17 protein-coding genes and 3 pseudogenes are annotated in these 20,733 nt (G+C 38.3%); 18 read left to right on the top strand and 2 right to left on the bottom strand.

Annotated elements, in window-relative coordinates; genetic code table 11:
* Nucleotides 1-472 precede the first annotated feature (472 nt).
* From LXF01_RS16500 to LXF01_RS16530, 8 genes and pseudogenes are all read left to right on the top strand, one after another.
* Nucleotides 473-1,249, top strand: a complete 777-nt coding sequence (locus LXF01_RS16500; protein ID WP_130075507.1) for a ParA family protein — start codon at nt 473-475, stop codon at nt 1,247-1,249.
* An 11-nt stretch (nt 1,250-1,260) separates the two neighbouring features.
* Nucleotides 1,261-2,172 (top strand): ParB/RepB/Spo0J family partition protein, encoded by a 912-nt coding sequence (locus LXF01_RS16505; protein WP_104442427.1) that lies wholly within the window; start codon nt 1,261-1,263, stop codon nt 2,170-2,172.
* Between the two features lie 233 nt (nt 2,173-2,405).
* Nucleotides 2,406-2,941, top strand: a pseudogene (locus LXF01_RS17630) (transposase); the annotation flags it as partial.
* Between the two features lie 33 nt (nt 2,942-2,974).
* Nucleotides 2,975-3,937: pseudogene (locus LXF01_RS16510) on the top strand (IS5 family transposase).
* A gap of 449 nt (nt 3,938-4,386) precedes the next feature.
* The gene (locus LXF01_RS16515; RefSeq protein WP_233945539.1) at nt 4,387-5,739 is read left to right on the top strand and encodes a spinster family MFS transporter; all 1,353 of its coding nucleotides are present in this window, start codon (nt 4,387-4,389) and stop codon (nt 5,737-5,739) included.
* A gap of 147 nt (nt 5,740-5,886) precedes the next feature.
* Nucleotides 5,887-6,876: an AraC family transcriptional regulator gene (locus tag LXF01_RS16520; protein WP_233945540.1), complete on the top strand. Its 990-nt coding sequence runs from the start codon at nt 5,887-5,889 to the stop codon at nt 6,874-6,876.
* A gap of 111 nt (nt 6,877-6,987) precedes the next feature.
* Nucleotides 6,988-8,094 (top strand): NAD/NADP-dependent octopine/nopaline dehydrogenase family protein, encoded by a 1,107-nt coding sequence (locus LXF01_RS16525; protein ID WP_233945541.1) that lies wholly within the window; start codon nt 6,988-6,990, stop codon nt 8,092-8,094.
* A gap of 4 nt (nt 8,095-8,098) precedes the next feature.
* A complete protein-coding gene (locus LXF01_RS16530) occupies nt 8,099-9,088 on the top strand; it encodes a 3-hydroxybutyryl-CoA dehydrogenase (RefSeq protein WP_233945542.1) in 990 nt (329 codons plus the stop codon).
* A 128-nt stretch (nt 9,089-9,216) separates the two neighbouring features.
* Here the strand turns inward: LXF01_RS16530 and LXF01_RS16535 are convergent, their stop codons facing one another.
* Nucleotides 9,217-9,684, bottom strand: coding sequence for a MarR family winged helix-turn-helix transcriptional regulator (locus LXF01_RS16535; protein ID WP_233945543.1), 468 nt, complete (start codon nt 9,682-9,684; stop codon nt 9,217-9,219).
* 147 nt (nt 9,685-9,831) lie between these two features.
* Here LXF01_RS16535 and LXF01_RS16540 point away from each other — a divergent pair, with 147 nt between their 5' ends.
* The 10 genes from LXF01_RS16540 (at nt 9,832) to LXF01_RS16585 (ending at nt 19,462) form a co-directional block, all read left to right on the top strand.
* Complete coding sequence (locus LXF01_RS16540) at nt 9,832-10,953, top strand: amidase (protein WP_233945544.1); 1,122 nt, start codon at nt 9,832-9,834, stop codon at nt 10,951-10,953.
* A gap of 18 nt (nt 10,954-10,971) precedes the next feature.
* Nucleotides 10,972-12,138, top strand: coding sequence for an acyl-CoA dehydrogenase family protein (locus LXF01_RS16545; protein ID WP_233945545.1), 1,167 nt, complete (start codon nt 10,972-10,974; stop codon nt 12,136-12,138).
* Between the two features lie 37 nt (nt 12,139-12,175).
* Entirely contained in the window at nt 12,176-12,691 is a 516-nt protein-coding gene (locus LXF01_RS16550) for a nuclear transport factor 2 family protein (RefSeq protein WP_233945546.1), read from the top strand.
* A gap of 29 nt (nt 12,692-12,720) precedes the next feature.
* Complete coding sequence (locus LXF01_RS16555) at nt 12,721-13,998, top strand: aromatic ring-hydroxylating oxygenase subunit alpha (RefSeq protein ID WP_180024841.1); 1,278 nt, start codon at nt 12,721-12,723, stop codon at nt 13,996-13,998.
* Between the two features lie 13 nt (nt 13,999-14,011).
* A complete protein-coding gene (locus LXF01_RS16560) occupies nt 14,012-14,497 on the top strand; it encodes an aromatic-ring-hydroxylating dioxygenase subunit beta (RefSeq protein ID WP_180128686.1) in 486 nt (161 codons plus the stop codon).
* A 9-nt stretch (nt 14,498-14,506) separates the two neighbouring features.
* A complete protein-coding gene (locus LXF01_RS16565; protein ID WP_180024839.1) occupies nt 14,507-15,244 on the top strand; it encodes an SDR family NAD(P)-dependent oxidoreductase in 738 nt (245 codons plus the stop codon).
* Nucleotides 15,245-15,278: 34 nt separating this feature from the next.
* Nucleotides 15,279-16,232 (top strand): PDR/VanB family oxidoreductase, encoded by a 954-nt coding sequence (locus tag LXF01_RS16570; RefSeq protein ID WP_180024838.1) that lies wholly within the window; start codon nt 15,279-15,281, stop codon nt 16,230-16,232.
* Between the two features lie 72 nt (nt 16,233-16,304).
* The gene (locus LXF01_RS16575) at nt 16,305-17,264 is read left to right on the top strand and encodes a p-hydroxyphenylacetate 3-hydroxylase reductase component (protein WP_019836948.1); all 960 of its coding nucleotides are present in this window, start codon (nt 16,305-16,307) and stop codon (nt 17,262-17,264) included.
* 155 nt (nt 17,265-17,419) lie between these two features.
* The gene (locus LXF01_RS16580) at nt 17,420-17,812 is read left to right on the top strand and encodes a DUF4440 domain-containing protein (RefSeq protein ID WP_019836947.1); all 393 of its coding nucleotides are present in this window, start codon (nt 17,420-17,422) and stop codon (nt 17,810-17,812) included.
* A 216-nt stretch (nt 17,813-18,028) separates the two neighbouring features.
* Nucleotides 18,029-19,462, top strand: a complete 1,434-nt coding sequence (locus tag LXF01_RS16585; RefSeq protein WP_233945547.1) for an amidase family protein — start codon at nt 18,029-18,031, stop codon at nt 19,460-19,462.
* Nucleotides 19,463-19,673: 211 nt separating this feature from the next.
* Here the strand turns inward: LXF01_RS16585 and LXF01_RS16590 are convergent.
* A pseudogene (locus tag LXF01_RS16590) lies at nt 19,674-20,606 on the bottom strand (IS5 family transposase).
* Nucleotides 20,607-20,733: the final 127 nt, after the last annotated feature.

Raw genomic sequence — 20,733 nt, forward strand, 5'->3', positions numbered from 1 at the left:
TTTTCCACTCTTGCACTTAAATTCATTAAGTTATCAACATCATAAATAATTGTTTTATATATGTTTTAAATGATAATACATATATTTTATAATTAACAGTGAAAAACATTCCACCATAGTGACAAATACTCCACTTTTAAGTGACAAATACTCCACTTTACAGTGACATATATTCCACTTTTAAGTGATCATCTTTCCACTTATAGAAGACAACTCTTCCACTTTAAGATGACAAACCCTCCACCTTAAAGTTGATATGGTATTGTTTTTAAATGAAAAATACCAACTTAATTATTAATTAACTTAATTATTAATTACTATTAATTATTAAATAAGCTAGCTATATAAAACTTTAAATTTAAAATTGCTTTAGCGTTATACAAATGACTGTTTTAAATTTAAAAGGTGTAGTAACTTAGCCCAAAGTTATTTATATTAATAGTAATTGTAAATATAGAATGATTTGACAAGTATGTCTGCAAAAATTATTGCTGTTGCGAATCACAAGGGTGGTTGTGGTAAAACAACAACAGTTGTTCATTTAGCCTCTGAGCTAGCAAACTTAGGAAAAAAAGTGCTTGTGATCGATTTAGATCCTCAAGCAAATGCTAGCTTGCATATTGGTTTAAAACATCCAAGTGAAATTGGAGTAACAACCGCTGAGTTATTAGTAGGTGATGTCTCATTACTTACTGACGCTTTAGAAGAAGATACTAATTTTGATAATGTTTCACTAATTTATGGTTCTCTCAATTTAGGAAAAACTGAGGACCAATTAAAAGAAGATGCGCCAAGACCATCAGAAGAACTCACTACAAAATTAGAACTATTAAAAGATCTTTATGATTTTATTTTAATTGACTGCCCTCCAAGTTTAAAACTATTGACGAGTAATGCTTTAGCATCTTCAACACATGTAATTATCCCGATTGAATCTGGCTCACAATATGGTCTATATGGTGTTACAGACTTACTTAATCATTTAGAAAAAATAAAGCGAATCAATCCGGAGCTACAATTATTAGGTGCACTACTTATTAAGCACGATGAGAGACAAAATGTTTGTAAACTCATTCGTGATGAAGCATTTAAGCAAGTGGGTTATATTATGGAAACGACTATTCCACAAAGTACAAAAGTAAATCAAGCCGCAATTATGCAGCAGTCTTTACTTAAGCTAGACAAAAGTGGAAAGGTTAGAAAGGCTTTTGAAAGTTTAGCTAAAGAAGTTTTAGCTAAAGTTAACTGATTGAGAATTTTATGGCAACTGCAAAAGAACTTTTAGCTCAAAAGCTGAAACAAAATACTCAAAAGCATCAATTAGCTCAAAAAGATAATATCAAGGAATTAAAGGAATTTAGACGAAATGTCCCCATTGAAGACATTTCACGGAGTCCTTATCAACCGCGTAGAAAATTTGATGAGCAGGAAATCAAAGAACTGGCTGAATCGATCGATGAAGTTGGTTTGTTGCAACCCATCACTGTTCGTAAACTTGAAAATTTAAAATTTGAACTGATTGCAGGTGAACGTCGATTACGTGCGCATGAAATTCTAAAAAAATCGACCATTGAAGCAATTATTATTGATGCAAATAATGAAGAGGCTTCACTACTTACACTAGCTGAAAATTTAAAACGCCAGGATTTAACAGACTTCGAAATCTATATTGGTCTAGTAGGCTTGGATGAAAATTTAAAGAAAAATAAACAACGTTTAGCGAAGTCTTTAGGCTTAAATCGCGAAGACATGTATAAATATTTATCTTTTGAAAAGTTGCCTAAAGCCATCTTGAATGATTTGGTAAATGAGCCCCAGTTATTAGGTCGAACTGCTGCAACAGCTTTTAAAAAATTTCTTGCAGATCACGACGAAATAAAACAACGTGCTGAAAAAGCCTTGTTAACTGTTTGGACAAAAGTAAAGAATGGCCAACTTGAGCAAACTAAGGCTGTTGCACAAGCTACGAAATATCTAGTTCAAGATAATAATGACTCTCCATCAACATCGCTTGTAAAAAAAATTGAATATGCTGGGAAAGTTGCTGGAAATATTAAATTTAATGATAAGTTATTAAAGGTTTCTTTAAAAATTTCTCATTTTGATGATGCTAGTTTGGAAAAATTAGAAAATCTATTGAAAGAGTTGGTAGAGAAAAATCAAGAAGTGTAGCAACTTGCTACACTTCTTTTCTTTAAAATATGTCTGATAGTATAATCTTGGTGATACCTAGTAAAAAAATTAATGTTAATTAAAAACAATTTTTTTATAATATATATTTATAAAAGTTAGATGCTGTTGACATTTGTTGTATAAAAAATAGTGAGAAAGTAAAATTCAATCGACAAACCACATTCCTTCTTGTTATGTATTACAACAATGCTGGCGCATAATCAATGGTCTAAGTCTTTAAATTATTATCAAATGATGCAAATCTAGAATAGGTTTCTATTGATGCATCTCATATGCGAGTGCATCAACATACGACCGGAGTGAAAGACCAAGCTATTTCTAATAACGTTGGTGGAAATAGTTCTAAAATCCATTTAGTTGTGGATGCGGATGGAAATCCTACTGAATTTATTATTGGTGATAGCAAGCCCCATGTCTGATTTAAAGAATCAGGATTAAACTCTTGATTCAATATATTCTCAGCAACAGGCATCTTGTGTTTGATGCTTTGGATTTAAAAGAAACAGAAATATTGTGTGCAGATAGGAGTTATGATTCAGAATTATTTAGAGAAAAATTGAGAAAACCGAAACCAAAGCAAATATACTAAAGAAATGTAAGTCTGAATCTAGTAAGCAACATATGGATTGGTGTTTATATAAAATTAGATATTTAATGGAAAATGCATTAACAAGATTAAAAATATTTACGAGGAACTGCCAATCGGTATGACAGGCTAATGCAGAACGGCTTTGTTGCACAAATCTAACCTAGAAGGTTTATTCAGTCCTATAATTTCAAAATGAATAAATCTGCTCCTAAAACCTATCGTACAACCAACTGGTCTTCCTACAATCGTGCCCTTATTAATCGAGGAAATATTTCTATTTGGTTTGATCCAAACATTCAGTGGTATGCACAACCACAAGCCCAACAAGGTCGAAGTCAAACTTACTCAGACACCGCTATTCAATGCTGTTTAATGATCAAATCTTTATTCAGACTCTCATTACGCATGGTCACAGGTTTTGTTCAAAGCTTGATTAAACTCTCTGGATTAAATTGGATAACGCCAGATTATTCGAACATATGCAAAAGGCAAAAGTATATTGATATTGCGATTAACTATCAAAAAAGTAGTGATGGGCTACCTTGCGCAATATATTGCTCATCATAGACTCAACTGACTTGAAGTTTTTAGGTGAAGGTGAATGGAAACGTAAGAAACATGGACCTGAATATCGTCGCCAATGGCGTAAGCTTCATATTGCTATAGATGCTAAAATTCTTCAAATACGTGCAGTTCAGCTCACAACGAATAATGTCAGTGATTCGCAAGTGCTCGAAGATTTACTTGCTCAAATTTCCTTGGATGAACAAATTGATTCTGTTTATACCGATGGTGCTTATGACACAAAGCATTGCCGACAAGTCATTTTAGATCGAGATGCACATGCTGTGATTCCTCCAAGGAAGAATGCAAAGCCTTGGAAAGATCAGCAAGCGAGGTCTATAGAGCGGAACGAATTATGAAAGACAATCAAACGGCTAGGTAGATCGCTTTGGAAAAAGTGGTCTGGATATCATCATCGAAGTTTGGTGGAAACCAAGATGCATTGCATCAAATCTTACGAAGCAGTGCTTCTCAGGTGAGAAATTAACAGCAAAGAGTTTTCCGAGTCAGGTGAATGAGATCCATGCACGCATAGCCGTATTGAACAGATTTACAAAATTAGGGCGTCCTCACATCCAAGTTACTACTTAAATTCTGTTGAAATCAGCAGAGTACTGTCTTTTAAATCTTTGTGCAACAAAGCCTTTTTGACTCCCTTTTCCTGAGAAAGTGTCATGAGTTATTTCCTTATATGAAAGATATCCGCAAATGCAATAAATCAAAAAATCCATGTAAAATTCAATAAAATTTGTAAAAAATAATGTGATTTAAAAGATATCTAATGACAAAAACCAATCAAAAAGGTATGTTTTTATACTTAAAAATATGTAGAAATATACATGTAAAAGTGAATATATTCTATATGCAGGGTCACGGAGTTTGAGGTTTTAGATTTAACAATAAATCTCGCTAGGAAGAGCGCATTAAAAGTGCTGGCGGTTAAAGGTTTATCGTGAACACATCATTTCTTGTTTTGATCAAGAAAATAAAGGAAATATGACTTATGAGGAACTTGAGTCATCATACAAGGATTGCATTACATGAATAGTTCTATAAGTGATCGACCAGTAGTTGTAAATAAGAAATCGAGCGTATATGCATGGTATGTGGTTTTACTCTGTATGCTGGCCTATATCTTTTCATTTATTGATCGGCAAATTTTAGCTTTAATGATTGAACCCATTAAAGCCGATTTAAACCTCTCGGATACTCAATTTAGTTTATTGCACGGTTTAGCATTTTCATTGTTCTATGCATTTATGGGCTTGCCGTTAGCGTACTTGGCAGATCGTTTTTCACGTCCAAAAATTATTGCAGCTGGAATTATTTTTTGGAGCATTGCCACTGCACTTTGCGGCCTTAGTAAAAATTTTATTCAGCTTTTCTTTAGCCGAATGGGTGTCGGTGTTGGAGAGGCCGCTTTATCACCTGCTGCATATTCCATGTTCAGTGATATGTTCAGTAAAGACAAATTGGGTCGCGCAGTCGCAGTGTACTCGATTGGCTCTTTTGTGGGCGGCGGTATCGCATTTTTAGTCGGCGGCTATGTAATTGGTTTGCTTAAAGACCTAAGCCTAATCGAAATTCCAATTTTTGGCGCTGTAAAAGCATGGCAAATGGCCTTTATTTTGGTTGGCTTGCCAGGGATATTCATTGGCTTATTGTTTATTTTAACGGTGCGTGATCCGAAGCGTAAAGGGCAAAGTGTAAATGCTAGTGGTGAAGTTGAAAAAGTTACCATCCGTGCTGCATTTACGTTTTTGAAAAAACATCGTAAAACCTTCACTTGTCATTATTTAGGTTTTACTTTCTATGCAATGGCTTTGTATTGCTTAATCAGCTGGTCGCCTGCATTTTTTATGCGTAATTTCAGTATGACGCCGACTGAAGCTGGCTATATGTTAGGTACAGTTTTGCTGGTTGCCAATACTCTCGGTGTATTTTGTGCAGGTTGGCTAAATGATTGGTTGATTCAAAAAGGACGTAAAGATGCCCCAATGATTACTGGCGTCATTGGGATTGTCGGTTTGGTATTGCCTTTAGTCGCTTTTACTCATGTCTCTGAATATTGGTTAGCAGTGACCTTACTCGCGCCTGCAATGTTCTTTGCATCTTTCCCAATGCCGATTTCAACAACAGCAATGCAAATGTTGGCGCCAAACCAATTGCGTGCGCAAATTTCAGCAATTTTCCTGCTGATCAGCAACTTGGTGGCAGTCGGAATTGGAACCACTTTGGTTGCATTGGTAACAGATAAAATTTTTGAGAATCCGCTGATGGTTGGAACATCTTTATCCATCGTGGGCGGCATTTCCTGCATCTTGTCCTTTATTTTATTAAAGAAAGGATGCAAGGCTTTTGCAGACAGTATGCAGCGAGAACATTCTGCTTAATGTTTTTTTAAGTATTGGGTTCAAACGACGGCATTTGCCAAAAACGTGAATTGAACGCTGAAAAGCCTTAAGCGATAAAATATGCAATTGCCCATTATTAAGACATGGGCTTTTGCATTTAATCAATGCCGATAATGGAGTGAGGAGATGAATCAATTGCTGAATTTTAATCATTTGCATTATTTGGATGAGTTTTTACTTTTTAATTCAGATGATTATCAAACCATTAAAGATCAGATCAGCCATTATTTATGTCCGCACCAGTTTGATGTTGAAGCGGTTGCCAGTTTAAATACGCGCTTAAATGGCTTTAGTTTTGGCAATTCAGCACTGTATGATTTGAAATATAGTGCGCCTGTGGCGATTACCATTGATGAGGCAGCACAAAATTATTTGTTTCGCATCACCTTGGAAGGCCAGTGCAAAGTTGAGCATGCACAGCGTCAGGTATTGCAGTCAGTTGGCATTATGACCGTGACGCATCCGAACAGTAAAAACCGAATTATTACCAATCACCGTTGCCGTAATATTATTTTAAAATTAACACAGCAAGATGTTGAAGCTCAGCTCTTTAAAATGCTGGGCTATACCAGTACAGAAGCTGTGATTTTTGACAGTGGCATACCGTGTACCGATGAAGGCTTAAGCTCCATTCTTGAAACGCTGAATTATTTATGTCATGCCTATTACAATATTCAAAATTGGAGCTTTATTTCTACAAGCTTTACCCAATATTTAATTGAATTGATTTTGTTAAAAGTCCCGAATAATTACAGTCAGCGGTTGAATGAACAGCGCCAGCGTGTACTACCTGCGTATATGAAAAAAGCCCAGCAGTATATTCAGCAGCACATTAAAGACAATATTGCTTTGCCTGCTTTAAGTGAGTTTTGCGGCGTGACAGGCCGAACGCTGCAAAAGGGCTTTAACCAATATTTTCAGCAAACACCGATTGAATATATACGCGACATGCGTGTTGAACTGGTGCATCAAGCATTGCTGAATAGCCATGAAAATGAAACAGTGACGGATATTCTGCTCAACAATGGAATTCAAAGTTTTGGACATTTTTCCACGATTTACAAAAAGCGTTACGGCTGCTTGCCTTCTCAAACCTTAAAAATGCGTGCGGCCTAATGGGTATTCTATACATTTCAGTTTCGTAAATTGAATAGTACATTCGCATATGGGGAAGTGATGAGTTAAGTAATTTTCTATCATAAATTTAGTTAATCAGGAGGATTCAAAATGAAAATTACAGTACTTGGCGGCGGTCACGGATGCTATGCAGCGGCTTCAGAAATGGCGGAAAAAGGGCATGATGTGGTGCTTTGGCGCCGCGATGCAGAGGCACTTGAAGCGTTGGCTGCAACAGGCCAGCTCTTTGTCAAAGATTTTCAGGGCGAACGGTCTGTCACTGTGGGCTTTGAAAACAGCCAAATCAATTTGCAAAATAATTTAGAAAAAGCAATTACTCATGCTCAGCTGATTATTATTCCTTTACCTGCAACTACACATGTGAATCTTGCTGAACAAGCAGCACCATACTTTCAAGACGGTCAAGTAGTATATTTGCCGCCAGGTACGTTCGGAAGTTTTGTCTTTGCAAAAGCCATGAAGGATGCGGGCAATAAGGCGGGAGTGGCATTTGCGGAAACAGGCACACTGCCTTATTTGGTGCGCAAACATGACGTAAATCATATTGTGGTCAGTGGTTATGCGACCCGTTTGCCGACAGGCGTGTTTCCAAATAATTTATCTGAACATGCATTTAAAATTTTGAAACAAGCGTATCCGAGTGTAGAGCCTATCGAGGATGGATTAAGCGGTGCATTGATGAATGCAGGGCCAATTATCCACCCACCGCTGATTATGATGAATGCAGGTCCATTAGAGCATTTTGAAGCATGGGATATTCACAATGAAGGCACTCAGCCATCAATTCGTCGCGTGACCAATCAGCTTGATGCAGAACGTATGCGTGTCCGTGAAGCTTTGGGCTATCCAGCGCCGCATTTTCCGCTGGCTGATCATTACAATAAACAAGGCGAAGGTGACGAGTGGATGTATGGTCGCGGTGCGCACGGCAAACTAACGGACAGCGGTGACTGGCGCGAAGACATTAACCTGCAAGAACATCGCTATATGCTTGAAGATACACGTTTAGGTTTATCCTTAATCGTTTCTGTCGGTCGTTGGGCGGGTGTACCAACCCCTGTGGCAGAGGGATTATTAAATATTGCATCTGCGGTTACTGGTCGAGATTTATATGCTGAGGGGCGTACCTTAGAAAATTTAGGTTTGGCCCATAAATCTAAGCAGGAAATGCAAGCGGTGCTGCAAGAAGGAGTGTAATGCAATGTCCCAGATTCAACACGTTGCCATGATTGGTGCAGGACGCATGGGTAAAGCAATTGCGATTGCTTTTGCCTATGCCGGGCTTCCAGTTAAATTAATTGATGCCAAAGTACGCTCGAAACAAGAATTTATCCAATATAGGCAGCAAGTTCAGCAAGACCTTGCTCAAGAGTTAACTTTGCTCCGGACTATCCAGTTTGTTCAAGCCGAACAAATTACCGCGATTCAGGCGAATATCCAAATTTTGGCCAAATTAGAGTCGACTGAGTTTTTAACGCAGTGTGATTTAATTATGGAAGGCGTACCTGAACAAACTGAGGCCAAACAGGAAATATTCAGCTGGTTAGATCAGTATATTTCACCGCAGTGTATTGTGGCTTCGACAACCTCTACATTTTTAGTCACGGATATTGCGCAAATGCTGTCCCATCCTGAACGAGTGGTGAATGCACACTGGCTGAATCCTGCTTATTTAATTCCGTTAGTTGAGCTGAGCCGCTCAGAGCAAACTTCTGATACTGCAGTTGAACAGCTCAAATCCTTCCTCACTGCGATTGGTAAAGTTGCTGTCGTCTGTAATGCAAAAGCAGGGTATATTGTCCCGAGGATTCAAGCCTTGGCGATGAATGAAGCCGCTCTGATGGTGGAAGAGGGGGTTGCTTCGGCTGAAGATATTGATATTGCAGTCCGTACCGGCTTTGGCTTGCGTTTTTCTGTACTGGGTCTATTGGAATTTATTGATTGGGGAGGAGGTGATATTCTGTATTATGCTTCCCAATACTTACAGAAAGAACTGGGTGAGCGCTATCGTGCACCGCAGATCATCGAAGATAATATGCAGAATAAGCGTAATGGCTTGCGTGAAGGTCAAGGTTTTTATGACTATGAAAGCATGGATATCGATGCCTATAAACTGAAAGTATTAAATACCTTCAATCGCCGTATAGAAACCGCCGAATTAAAGCCAAAATTCAATGTGTTGAAAAATTAAACCGCTGCTTGTCAAGGTTCCATTATTTGAAAAAAAAATAAAAAGCTCATCTTAGGATGAGCTTTTTAGTGCTTTAAAGACTTGAGTTTGTATTCAAATTTCATCTCAAGTATCTGATTTAAAAATATTTAACTCATCGGCATTAAATCAAACATTTTCTTTAATTGAGCATTTAAGTCACTTAACTCTTGATCATCGAAAGCGTTCAAAATGCCAGATAATGTTACTTGGCTTATTTGATTGATTTGTTCAACCAGCGAATCCCCTTTTTCAGTCAACTTCACCATTGAAATCCGTTCGTCCTGATCGGATGAAAACACTTCAACAATATCATCTTCAACCAGACGGTAAACTGCTTTGGTTGCGGTGGTCAGCTTCAATGTAGAAAGATTCGCAATTTCGGTAATGCTTGCTTGGCCTAAGGCATTGGCGCTTAAAATAATTTTACGGCGAGTATTATCAATACCTAATTTTTTTATAGATTTTTCAATAAGCTGGCTGTATCTGCCATTCACTTGAGATATCCAAAAAAAAGGATAATTTTTCAAGCTGTCAGGTTCATTATTTGGCAAAAACTGTTCTAAGTGAGTAAGCATAGTCAAATTGCGACTTTATAAACAAGGTATTGGCCCATTATACAAATTATTGAAATATTTTCTTTCTTAATTTGATTAATAGTCGCTTGACAATTACACGGAATTTTACGATATTTAATTTAAGGATAAAAATACATGGAAAAGTGAATGAATATTGTGGCAAAAAATATTCAATTAGGATCAGGTAAATTAACCGTGATGGTGAAAGATTCTATAGATATTCAAGGTATTAAAACAATTTCTGGCAGCCGTGCCTTGGAAGATACTACGCCAGCAGCTCGAAATGCTGAAGTGGTCGAATATATTTTAAATGCGGACTGTACGATTACAGCGAAAACCAATTTGCATGAACTCGCTTTTGGCATAACAGGTATTAATCAGGCTTATGGCACGCCCCTAAACCCTAGGTATCCAGCGCTTATTCCTGGAGGTTCATCTAGTGGTTCAGCTGCGGCAGTGGCAGCAAATCTTGCAGATTTTACTTTAGGCACAGATACAGGCGGTTCGATTCGCATGCCCGCTGCATGTTGCGGTGTATATGGTTTAAAACCGACCTTTGGACGGGTAAGTCGAAAGGGGGTGCTTCCAGCACAAAGTTCTTTGGACTGTGTAGGACCCTTTGCTAACTCTGTTGAAATGATTGAAACCGCAATGCAAATCATTGATCCAACATTTACAGCGCAAACCTTAGAAACATCATCTAGTACAGCCCCAAAATTCGCTTGGCTCAATGTGCAGGCAAATTCTGAAGTGAGTGAATGTATTCAAGACTGTTTAAGCCAAGCAAATCTAGAGGTCGAGCAAGTCGAAGTCGAAACATTTAAAAAGGCTTTTGATGCAGGTATGCAGATTATCAATTATGAAAATTGGCAAGCCTACGGTGAGTTAACTAAAACAGGTTTGATTGGTGCAGATGTCCAAGGACGTTTATTGAAAACAGCCGAAACCACCTTGGAACAAGTGCAGCAAGCAGAACAAGTAAAATCTGAATTTACTCAAGAAATCGATGCATTACTCAATAAGTTTGACGCTTTGCTTTTGCCTACATTGCCACAAATTCCACCTAAAGTCGCAGATGCTGAAAATACAGTGGCATTTTTAAATTTAACCAGCTTAGTGCGTCCATTTAATTTATCTGGACACCCAGCAATATCGATTCCACTCGAAACAAAACAAGGTTTACCTGTCGGACTACAGATCGTTACTAAGCGCAATGCAGATGAACACTTATGTTCAATTGCTAAATTTGTCGTGAAGGCAGCACAATAAATTACAAGGAGTTAGGTAATGAATAATTTATCTAAGGTATTTAGTTCAGACAATGCGCAGACAGTTGATGTTGAAGCATTGTGTACAGAAATTCGTGAACGAGCAATCACTGGCGAATTTGATCAACAAGCGTATGTGAGCCAAGACATTATCGATAAGCTAAAAAAGCTTGGCGTATACCGCGCGCTTGTACCAAAACGCTTTGGTGGTTTGGAAGTTTCACCGCGTGAATTTTGTGAATTAATTGAAAAATTATCTATGGCTGATGGTTCAGTCGGTTGGGTCGCAAGTTTTGGTATGAGCCCTGCGTATTTGGGTAGTTTACCTGAAGATACATTGAAAATTCTTTATAAAGATTCCCCTGATATCGTTTTTGCAGGCGGTATTTTCCCTCCGCAACCTGCAGAAATCACCGATGAGGGAGTAGTGGTAAAAGGTCGTTGGAAATTTTCAAGCGGATGTATGGGCGCGGACATTGTTGGTGTAGGAATTTCTCCACGCAAGGACAATGAAGCACAAGGTCTACCACGTATGGCGGTGATGCCAGCAAAAAAAGCCAATGTAGAAATGACATGGGACACTGTTGGTCTTAAAGGCACAGGCAGTCATGACTTGGTGGTTGAAGACGTACTAGTGGCAAAAGAATGGACTTTTGTTCGTGGCGAGCCATCAAAATTGCCTGAACCCATTTTTAAATATCCATCTTTGTCTTTGGCAACACAGGTGCTCACTGTAGTAGGGATTGGTGTTGCAGCAGCAGCTTTGGAAGAGTTCAAAAAACTTGCACCAGGTAAAGCATCTATTACAGGTGGTTCAGAAATTGCAAATCGTCCAGTCACTCAATATGAGTTTTCTCAAGTAGAAGCAGAGTTTAGAGCAGCCCGTACATGGTTCTATGAAACGATGGAAGTGGTATGGAATGAAGTTCTTGCAGGTGAAAAACCAACAGATCAGCAAATCAGTGATATGCGTTTGTCATGTACCCATGCCGCACGCGTAGCTGCTCGTGTAGCACGCAAAATGCAAATGTTGGCAGGGATGACCGCCATTTATACCAACAATGTATTTAGCCGTTTTGTGAATGACACCAATGTGGTGACACAGCATGCTTTTATGGGCGATGCCACTTTACAAAATGCGGGTTCAGTAAGTTTTGGTCTAAAACCAACACCTGGCTATCTATAAGTATATTGAAAACAAACGAGTTTTTACGGTGAATGACATGGACTTGAGCGTAATTTTAAACCGCTTAGCAAAACTCGAAGCTGAAACAGCTATCCGTAATTGCATTAATCGCTATATGGAAATCTGTGATGCTTTAGATGCCAATACTGATTTAAATGAGCTTATGGGTTTGTTTGATCAGGACAGTATTTGGGAAGGCATAGGTGAGAAATACGCCAAATCTTTTGGACGCTACGATTCTTGGCAGAGCATTTACGACATGTTCAAAAGCTACACCGAAAAAGAATCTCATTTTGTTATGAATGCTCATTTTATCAGCTCAGAACAGATTTATGTAGAACAGCAACAAGCCAATGCCTCTTGGCTCATGTTGCAAACCTCAACATTTCGCGACGGTCGTAGCCACTTAAATGCAGCAAAACTGAGCGTGAAGTTTCAACAACACATTGATGGTGCGTGGAAAATTAAACATTTCCAAACTGAAAATATTTTTAGTCGCCCTGTATCACACTGGAACAGTACAGCTGAATTGCCAGTACCTCACCAGAATTAAGCCAAGGATAAGAAAGAAGGATCGTGAATATGAATAGTTTAATTCCAATGCAAGATGCAGAACGTGATTATGATGCACTGGTACAAAGTGATCGTGCACATACCTCCCTATATAAAGATCCAGCCATCTTTGAAGATGAAATGGATAAGATTTTCTATAATTCATGGGTTTGGGTTGCACACGCAAGTGAAATTCCTGATGCAGGTAGCTATAAAACCATCAATATTGGTAAGCAACCTGTGGTTGCGGTACGTGACCGTAAGAAAAAAGTACATGTGTTATTGAACCGTTGCCGTCACCGTGCTGCCACTGTATGCGAACACAAAAAAGGAAAAACCAACAGCTTTGTATGTCCATATCACGGTTGGAGCTACGCACTTGATGGAAGCTTACGTGGCGTACCATCTCCTGAAAGTTATGGCGAATGTCTTGATAAATCAGAATTTCCTCTGATCAGCTTACGTGTTGAAGAATACAACGGCATGATTTTCGCGTCATTTAATCATGATGTAGAACCGCTAGTAGATTTTCTTGGTCCTGCGAAAAAGTGGATTGATTTATTCATGAAACAAGGTGCTGGCTATCCAGTAAAAGTTTTGGGTGAGCATCGTTTTACCTTCCCTGGAAACTGGAAAATTCAGTTAGAAAACACCACGGACGCTTACCACTTCCCATTGGTACACAAATCTTTCCTAAGCTCTGTCGATGAAAAAACAGAAGAACTATTCAACTTTGATAACCAACCCGGTTTTGTTGAAGACCTAGGTAATGGTCATAGTGTCATGGTGATGATTCCTGAATTGGTCGATCTAGACGAAGAACTTATGGAGCGTCCAATTCAAGAGCGTTTTGAAGATCTTGCTCAAGCATTACGTGATGAAGGTCATGAAGAACTTGAAGTGCGCCGTATTGTTCGCGCTGTAGGTGGTTCGGGCTTTAACTTAAACTTATTCCCGAACATTGCATGTTCAATGGCATTCTTCCGTGTGATGCAACCCATTTCAGTAGACAAAACAGAAATTCACCACTCAGTGATTACCATGGATGGTGGACCACAAATCGCCAACCAATACCGTCTGCGTTTACATGAACATTTCCAAGGACCATTTGGCTTTGGCACACCAGATGATGCAGAAGCTTGGGAACGCGTACAAAAAGGTGCAAGCGCAGGCGAAGACCTGTGGATCATGCTAAACCGAGGCTTACCGGGCGAAGTTAAAACTGAAGATGGTTTAAAAAGTGACGTGAGTGCGGAAACAGGAATGCGCGCTGCATATCAGCAGTGGAAAAAGTTGATGACGGCTTAAGGAGAAGAGCGCCATGAAAATTGATATTAATCTATTAAATGAAGTCACAGCTTTTGTATGGGCTGAAGCAGACATGCTAGACCATTCAGAACACGATGCTTGGTTAAGCCTTTGGAATGAAAAAGGGGTGTATATCATTCCCATCGATCCAGCACTGACAGATTACGAAAACAATCTGAACTATGCTTATGACAATCATCACATGCGTAAATTACGCATAGAACGATTGGAAAATGGAGAGGCCATTTCCACCTCTCCAAAAGCTAACACGGTACGCAGTGTGTCACGGATCCGCATTTTGAAAGATGAAGATGGTGAAATTGTTCTACGCTGTGCGCAAAACTTGCGTGAGTTCCGCAAAGAAAATTTAAAACATTATACCGCTGACGTGACCTTCCATTTGGTTCGTGATGCAGAGCAAGGTTTTAAAATTAACCGCAAAATTATTAACTTAATTAATTCTACCGATACTTTAGCGGGTATCAGTTACATTCTCTAGGAGAAGAAAATGAAACAAGTTGTTTTAGTGACTGGTGCAGCTTCAGGTCTGGGAAATGTAATTGCAGAGTATTTTGCAAGCCAAGGTCATCAAGTCATTTTATCTGCTAGTACATTGGAAAAAGCGGAAAATGCTAAGGCTCGCAGTCCAAATGCTGACAATATGTTCCCTCTAAAATTAGATATTTCAGTAGAGGACGATTTTCGAAATGCAGTGCAATGGATTGAGGAAAAATTTTCTAAACTTGATGTTTTAATCAACAACGCAACAGTGACTAAGGCAACACCTGTTTTAGAAATTACTGCTTCAGATTTTGATTGGGTCATGCAAGTGAACCAACGCGGAACTTTCCAAGCTTGCCAAATTATTGGGAAGTACATGGCCGATCAAGGTTATGGACGAATCATTAATATGGCATCGCTTGCAGGTCAAAATGGCGGTACTGCAACTGGTGCTCACTATGCTTCAACCAAAGGTGCGATCGTCACTTTGACAAAAATATTTGCCAAAGAGTTTGCTGCCAAAGGTGTGACCGTAAATGCAATCGCACCGGGACCAATGGAATCTCCAATCGTACATAGTGTTGTTTCTGATGAGAAAATGACACAATTCTTACAAAATATTCCCGTAAAGGCATTAGGTAGCATGGAATTTATTGCAGAAACATGTGCTTTATTGGCAAGTCCGAGTGCAGCTTTTGTAACTGGCGCAACGTGGGATATTAACGGTGGATTATTTATGCGTTAAGCCTTTTGCATAACGTATAAGAGGGAGAAAAATCATGACTACACTATATAAAGTTGTTGTCAAAAACCGTCGAGTTGAAGGTGAAAATGTTGCAGTCATGGAGTTTGAATCAGCAACATCAAAAGCTTTGCCTAATATTGAGGCAGGTGCTCATATTGATGTGCATCTACCGAATGGCATGGTTCGTCAATATTCACTCTGTCAAAATCCAAGCCAACATGGGGTATTTCGATTAGGTATCCTACGTGATCCTGAGTCACGTGGTGGTTCAGTATCTGCATTTAATGATCTAAAAGATGGCATGGAAATTGAAGTCAGTGAACCTAAAAATCTATTTCCATTGGTGCAAGCGAAACATAGCGTGCTAATTGGTGGTGGTATTGGTATCACCCCTTTGATCACGATGGCTTACCAATTGGCACAAGAAGGTGCCTCATTCGAGCTGCATTATTGCGGTTCAAGTCCAGAACGATGTGCATTTGTAGATGAAATTAAAAATGGTGAATTGGAAAATTTCACAAAATTTCATTTTAAATCAGAAGGTGCAAGCCACCGTGAATTTTTTGAATCGGCAATTAAAGATATAGACCCTGAAAGTCATATCTATACTTGCGGTCCAAATGGATTTATGGACTGGGTCATTAATTTAGCCGCGACGCAAAACTTTCCAGAAAATCAAATTCATAAAGAATATTTTCAAGTTGAAATTGAAACAGGTGGTGAAGCATTTGAAGTGGTCGCACAACAAAGCGGCAAAATTATCATGGTGGATGCAGAAGAAACCATTTTACAAGCATTGGCACGTGAAGGCATTGAGATAGAAATGTCGTGCGAACAAGGTGTTTGTGGCACATGTATGTGTGATGTGATTGAAGGTGAACCAGATCACCGTGATGTGTATTTTACAGATGAAGAAAAAGCCAGTAATGAACAGATTCTAGTGTGTTGTTCACGATCAAAATCGGCACGGCTGGTCCTTGATATTTAGGCTGTTAATGTAACGATAGAGCATATCAAGTTTGTGTGGAAATAGGGAAAACAAGATTCAGGAGTGAATAAAATGAATTCATTAAAAACAATGGAAAATGTCAAAATTGACCCAATGAAATTCCGTCGTGCATTAGGGAATTTTGCGACAGGTGTGACCATCATGACCGCACAAAATGCTGATGGTGAAAAAGTGGGGGTGACAGCAAATAGCTTTAACTCAGTATCACTCGACCCTGCTTTGATTTTATGGAGTATTGATAAAAATTCTTCAAGCTATCATGTGTTTGAACAAGCGACACATTTCGCTGTAAATATTTTATCGGGTTCACAAATTGAACTTTCAAACAAATTTTCACGACGTAATATCGATAAATATGAAGGTACCAGTTATCACGAAGGTGCAGGTAAAGCTCCAATTTTAGACAATTGTTCAGCGGTATTTGAATGTGAACGCCACCAGATTTTAGAAGGTGGAGATCATTGGATTATTGTCGGGAAAGTGGTGAATTTCCATGACGAAGGACGTAGTCCTTTAGTTTATCACCAAGGTGCATATTCTGGCGTTACACCACACCCACTATTGCAAGTAAAAGATAGTATTGAAGACACTGCAGATGTCGGAGAAATGCATCAAGGGCATCTATACAGTAATGTGTGTTATCTCATGAGTCGTGCATTTAAATTTTACCAAAATGACTATATTCCAAAGCAATTAGTGACAGGTTTTAGAACCAGTGAAGCACGGTTGCTCTTGGTTTTAGGCAGTGGAACTGCATCGAATAAAAATGATTTACCACGTGATATTGCGATGCCAATGCGTGAAGTAGAGCAATCAGCTGCCATCTTAGCCAAAGATGGGTTGCTTGAAGAAAGAGATGGTTTTTATCGTTTGACTGAAAAAGGTAAAAAAACAGCGCATTATTTATTTGATATTGCGGATAGTCATCAAAACGAGGTTTTAGCAAAATACTCGAAAGATGAACAGGACTCTTTTATCAAAATACTTAAAGACATCGCAGGCGTGATCTAATTCAAAAGCTATCTATAAGTTGACAGGCATTTTCTATATTTTGTCTGCCAACTTGGCTTTGATTTACGACAACAGATTGAAATGATTTAAGCTACAAAATACAGTTTTAAATGAAAATTACAGTTAAATTTAAATGATTAAAAGAGAGACATGATATGGCACTGGAAAAACAAGCGGTAATTCAAAGTACTGTTTCTTTACACGAACTGATCCAATCCGTTTTCAATGCAAAAGAAACAGATGAGCAATTGGCTCAAATGGTTGAATACTTTAGTGAAGATTTTGAAATGGTTGGTGCAGCAGGTAAGCGCATCCAATATGCACAAGTTTTACAGCTATTTAAAAACAATCAAGGCAATCTTTCTGATCTAAAAATTGAAATTTCAGATCCGGAAGTCGTTTTACTAAAAGATGATGCAGCTTTATTAAACTATACAGAAACACATCATCGTGATGCTGGAACAACAAGCCGTAGAGCTTCGGCTTTATTGGTTGAAGAAAAAGGTAAAATGCTATGGCGCTATTTACAAGAAACATTTCTTGTTTGATGAGCCTTAATTCAAAGAAAACATAGCCTGAAGTGGTTATGTTTTCAATTATTTCGCTTCAAACAAATTAACATTTAGTTCTGTTTAAAGTCGTCTTTTTCTTGATCTTAAATCTTCATATTTATTATCTGAGAGGATTATACAAATGATCACTAGATCCAGATAAAGATGCGAAAAACTCTATTACCAAAATTCAAAGTGAAATTAGCCATATGAATGTCCTTCAAAGATTCTTTGCAACTCTTTGAAGAACAATTTTTTAATTTATTCCATAGCCTGCTTATACATATTTTAAACCACAGGTTTAGCAATTTATTTCAATACATTCAGATTAATAGCATTTGGAGAATATTAATGAACCATGATCAATGGATTTGTAAAAGTATTAGTGAATTATTAGATGTGATTGAAAAAAACGAAGTAGACTTGGAAACGATCATTGATTCTTTTTATTCTAGAATTGAACAAAGTGATCCAGATATTCAAGCATGGCAGTTTCTTATTTCAAAAAAAGAATATTTAAATCAATATTATAGTAATGAGGAATTTTATAAAAATTCGGTTTTAAAAGGATTACCTTTTGCCGTAAAAGATGTGATAGATACTGCAGGCATCGAAACCCGTATGGGTTCAAAAATTCATAATAATCGTGTTCCTAACATGGATGCTGCCGTGGTTATTGCAATTAAAAAGGCTGGCGGCATTTTGATGGGTAAAACGGTAACTACCGAATTTGCTTTTTTTAAGTCTGGCAAAACGAAAAACCCACATGATCCGAAGCGCACACCAGGCGGTTCTTCAAGTGGTTCTGCGGCGGCAGTTGCTGCACATATGACACCGTTTGCATTAGGTACTCAAACAGCAGCTTCCGTAATACGACCTGCTGCATATTGTGGTTGCATGGCATATGTAGCAAGCCATTCAGAATTTTCACTTAGAAATATTCAACCACTCGCACAATCTTTAGATAGTTTGGGCATGTTTGCAAATGATTTCTCTGACCTACTATTGATGAGACGAATCATTCAATTACGTAGTGATTTAGATTCTAAGCAAATGGCTAAAGAGAATCTAAGAGTTGGCGTTTATTCTGGTGATCAATTAGGTGAAATAGAACCTGAAATGCAATATGCAATGAAAGGGTTTATGAGTAGTGTACAGCGTGAATCCATCACATTTGTACAACTCCCAGAAGATATCGACATTAAAGCATTGGCTGATCATCATTATAAGATTATGGCATTTGAAGTGGCGCGAAATTTACAATATGAATTTCATACGGGTTTAATGGATGAATATATCACTGAACTTATTCATACTGGTCTGAATATGGCTCATGCTGATTATTTAGAACATCTTCAATCCGTTGAAAAAATCAAAACAGACTATGTAAATTGGATGAACAAGGCATCTATTGATCTCACGATTGCACCAGCTGCACCGGGTATTGCACCACTTGGTTTAGAAAAAACTGGACAACCTTTTATGAGCCGTCCATGGCAAGTCATGGGTTTACCTGTAACAACTTTCCCTATGGCGCATCAGCAAAACATGCCACTCGGTATTCAACTGGTGGGTAAATTTCATCAAGATGATGAATTGTTAGAGCACAGTGATTATCTATTTAAATTGTCGCAATCTAAAGGTTGAAATTTAAATAAATAGCGAACCTTTAAAAGTCTGAAACATGAACAAATAAGATATTACAAATATTGAATATGTAATATATGGTAGTTATTACAGCGATTAATGATTTTTTTATTTGAAAAAAATGACTATTACCAAAACAGGCAAAGATGGGCATGTAAGGGCTTTGTTGCACAAAGATTGGAAATGCAAAACGCCCCTAATTGAGCCAAATTTAAGGCGTAACTTGGGTAAGTGGTCGACCTAATTCCGTAAATCTGTTGAGGACTGCTACACGTGTATGTATCTCATTCACTTGGCTATCAAAACTCCTTGTATTGAGTTTATCTCCTAATAATTTAATGCAGTACATCTTAGTTTCAACCAAACTTCGCCGATGATAGCCTGACCATTTTTTCCATAGTGTCCTGCCTAAACGTGTAACTGTTCGAAGTAATTCATTTCGCTCTAGCGAGCTACTCTTTATATCTTTCCATGGTTTCGCATTTTTTCTAGGTGGAATCACCGCATGCGCTTGCCGATCTGCAATGACCTGACGGCATTGCTTGGTGTCATAAGCTCCATCGGTATAAACAGAGTCAATCTGCTCATCTTGTGGAATCTGATCGAGTAAATCACCAAGCACTTATGAATCACTCATATTATTTGTAGTGAGTTGAATGGCGCGTATTTGAAGGGTTTCAGCATCTATACCAATATGAAGTTTACGCCATTGGCGACGATATTCAGGTCCATGTTTCTTGCGTTTCCATTCGCCCTCACCTAGAAACTTCATGCCTGTAGAGTCCATGAGTAGATGCAGCCCATCGCTACTTTTTTGGTAGCTGATTACAATATCAATATGCTTTTGTCTTCTACAAAGCGTGGTGTAATCTGGAGCTATCCAATTTAATCCGCAAAGTTTAATCAGACTTTGCACAAAGCCAGTAGCCATACGTAAAGACAGACGAAATAAGGATTTAATCATTAAGCAGCATTGGATGGCTGCGTCGGAGTAGGTTTGATTTCGCCCTTGTTTGCCTTTTGATGGCGCATACCATTGCGTAGCAGGATCAAACCAAATGGCAATATTTCCGCGACTCATGAGTGCTCGGTTATATGCGGGCCAATTGGTTGTGCGGTAGATTTTGTGTGTAGGCTTCTTCATTTGAAAATTATATCGCTGAAAAAAGCCTTTACAGATAGGTTTGTGCAACAAAGCCTTTTTAAATCCTTAACTGAAAGCTCCTCCCTTTTTTAAAGGGAAGTTGGGAGGGATTTTAAAAAGATGATTT

Origin of the sequence: Acinetobacter sp. SH20PTE14, from assembly GCF_021391555.1 — a bacterium.
GTDB lineage: Bacteria > Pseudomonadota > Gammaproteobacteria > Pseudomonadales > Moraxellaceae > Acinetobacter > Acinetobacter amyesii.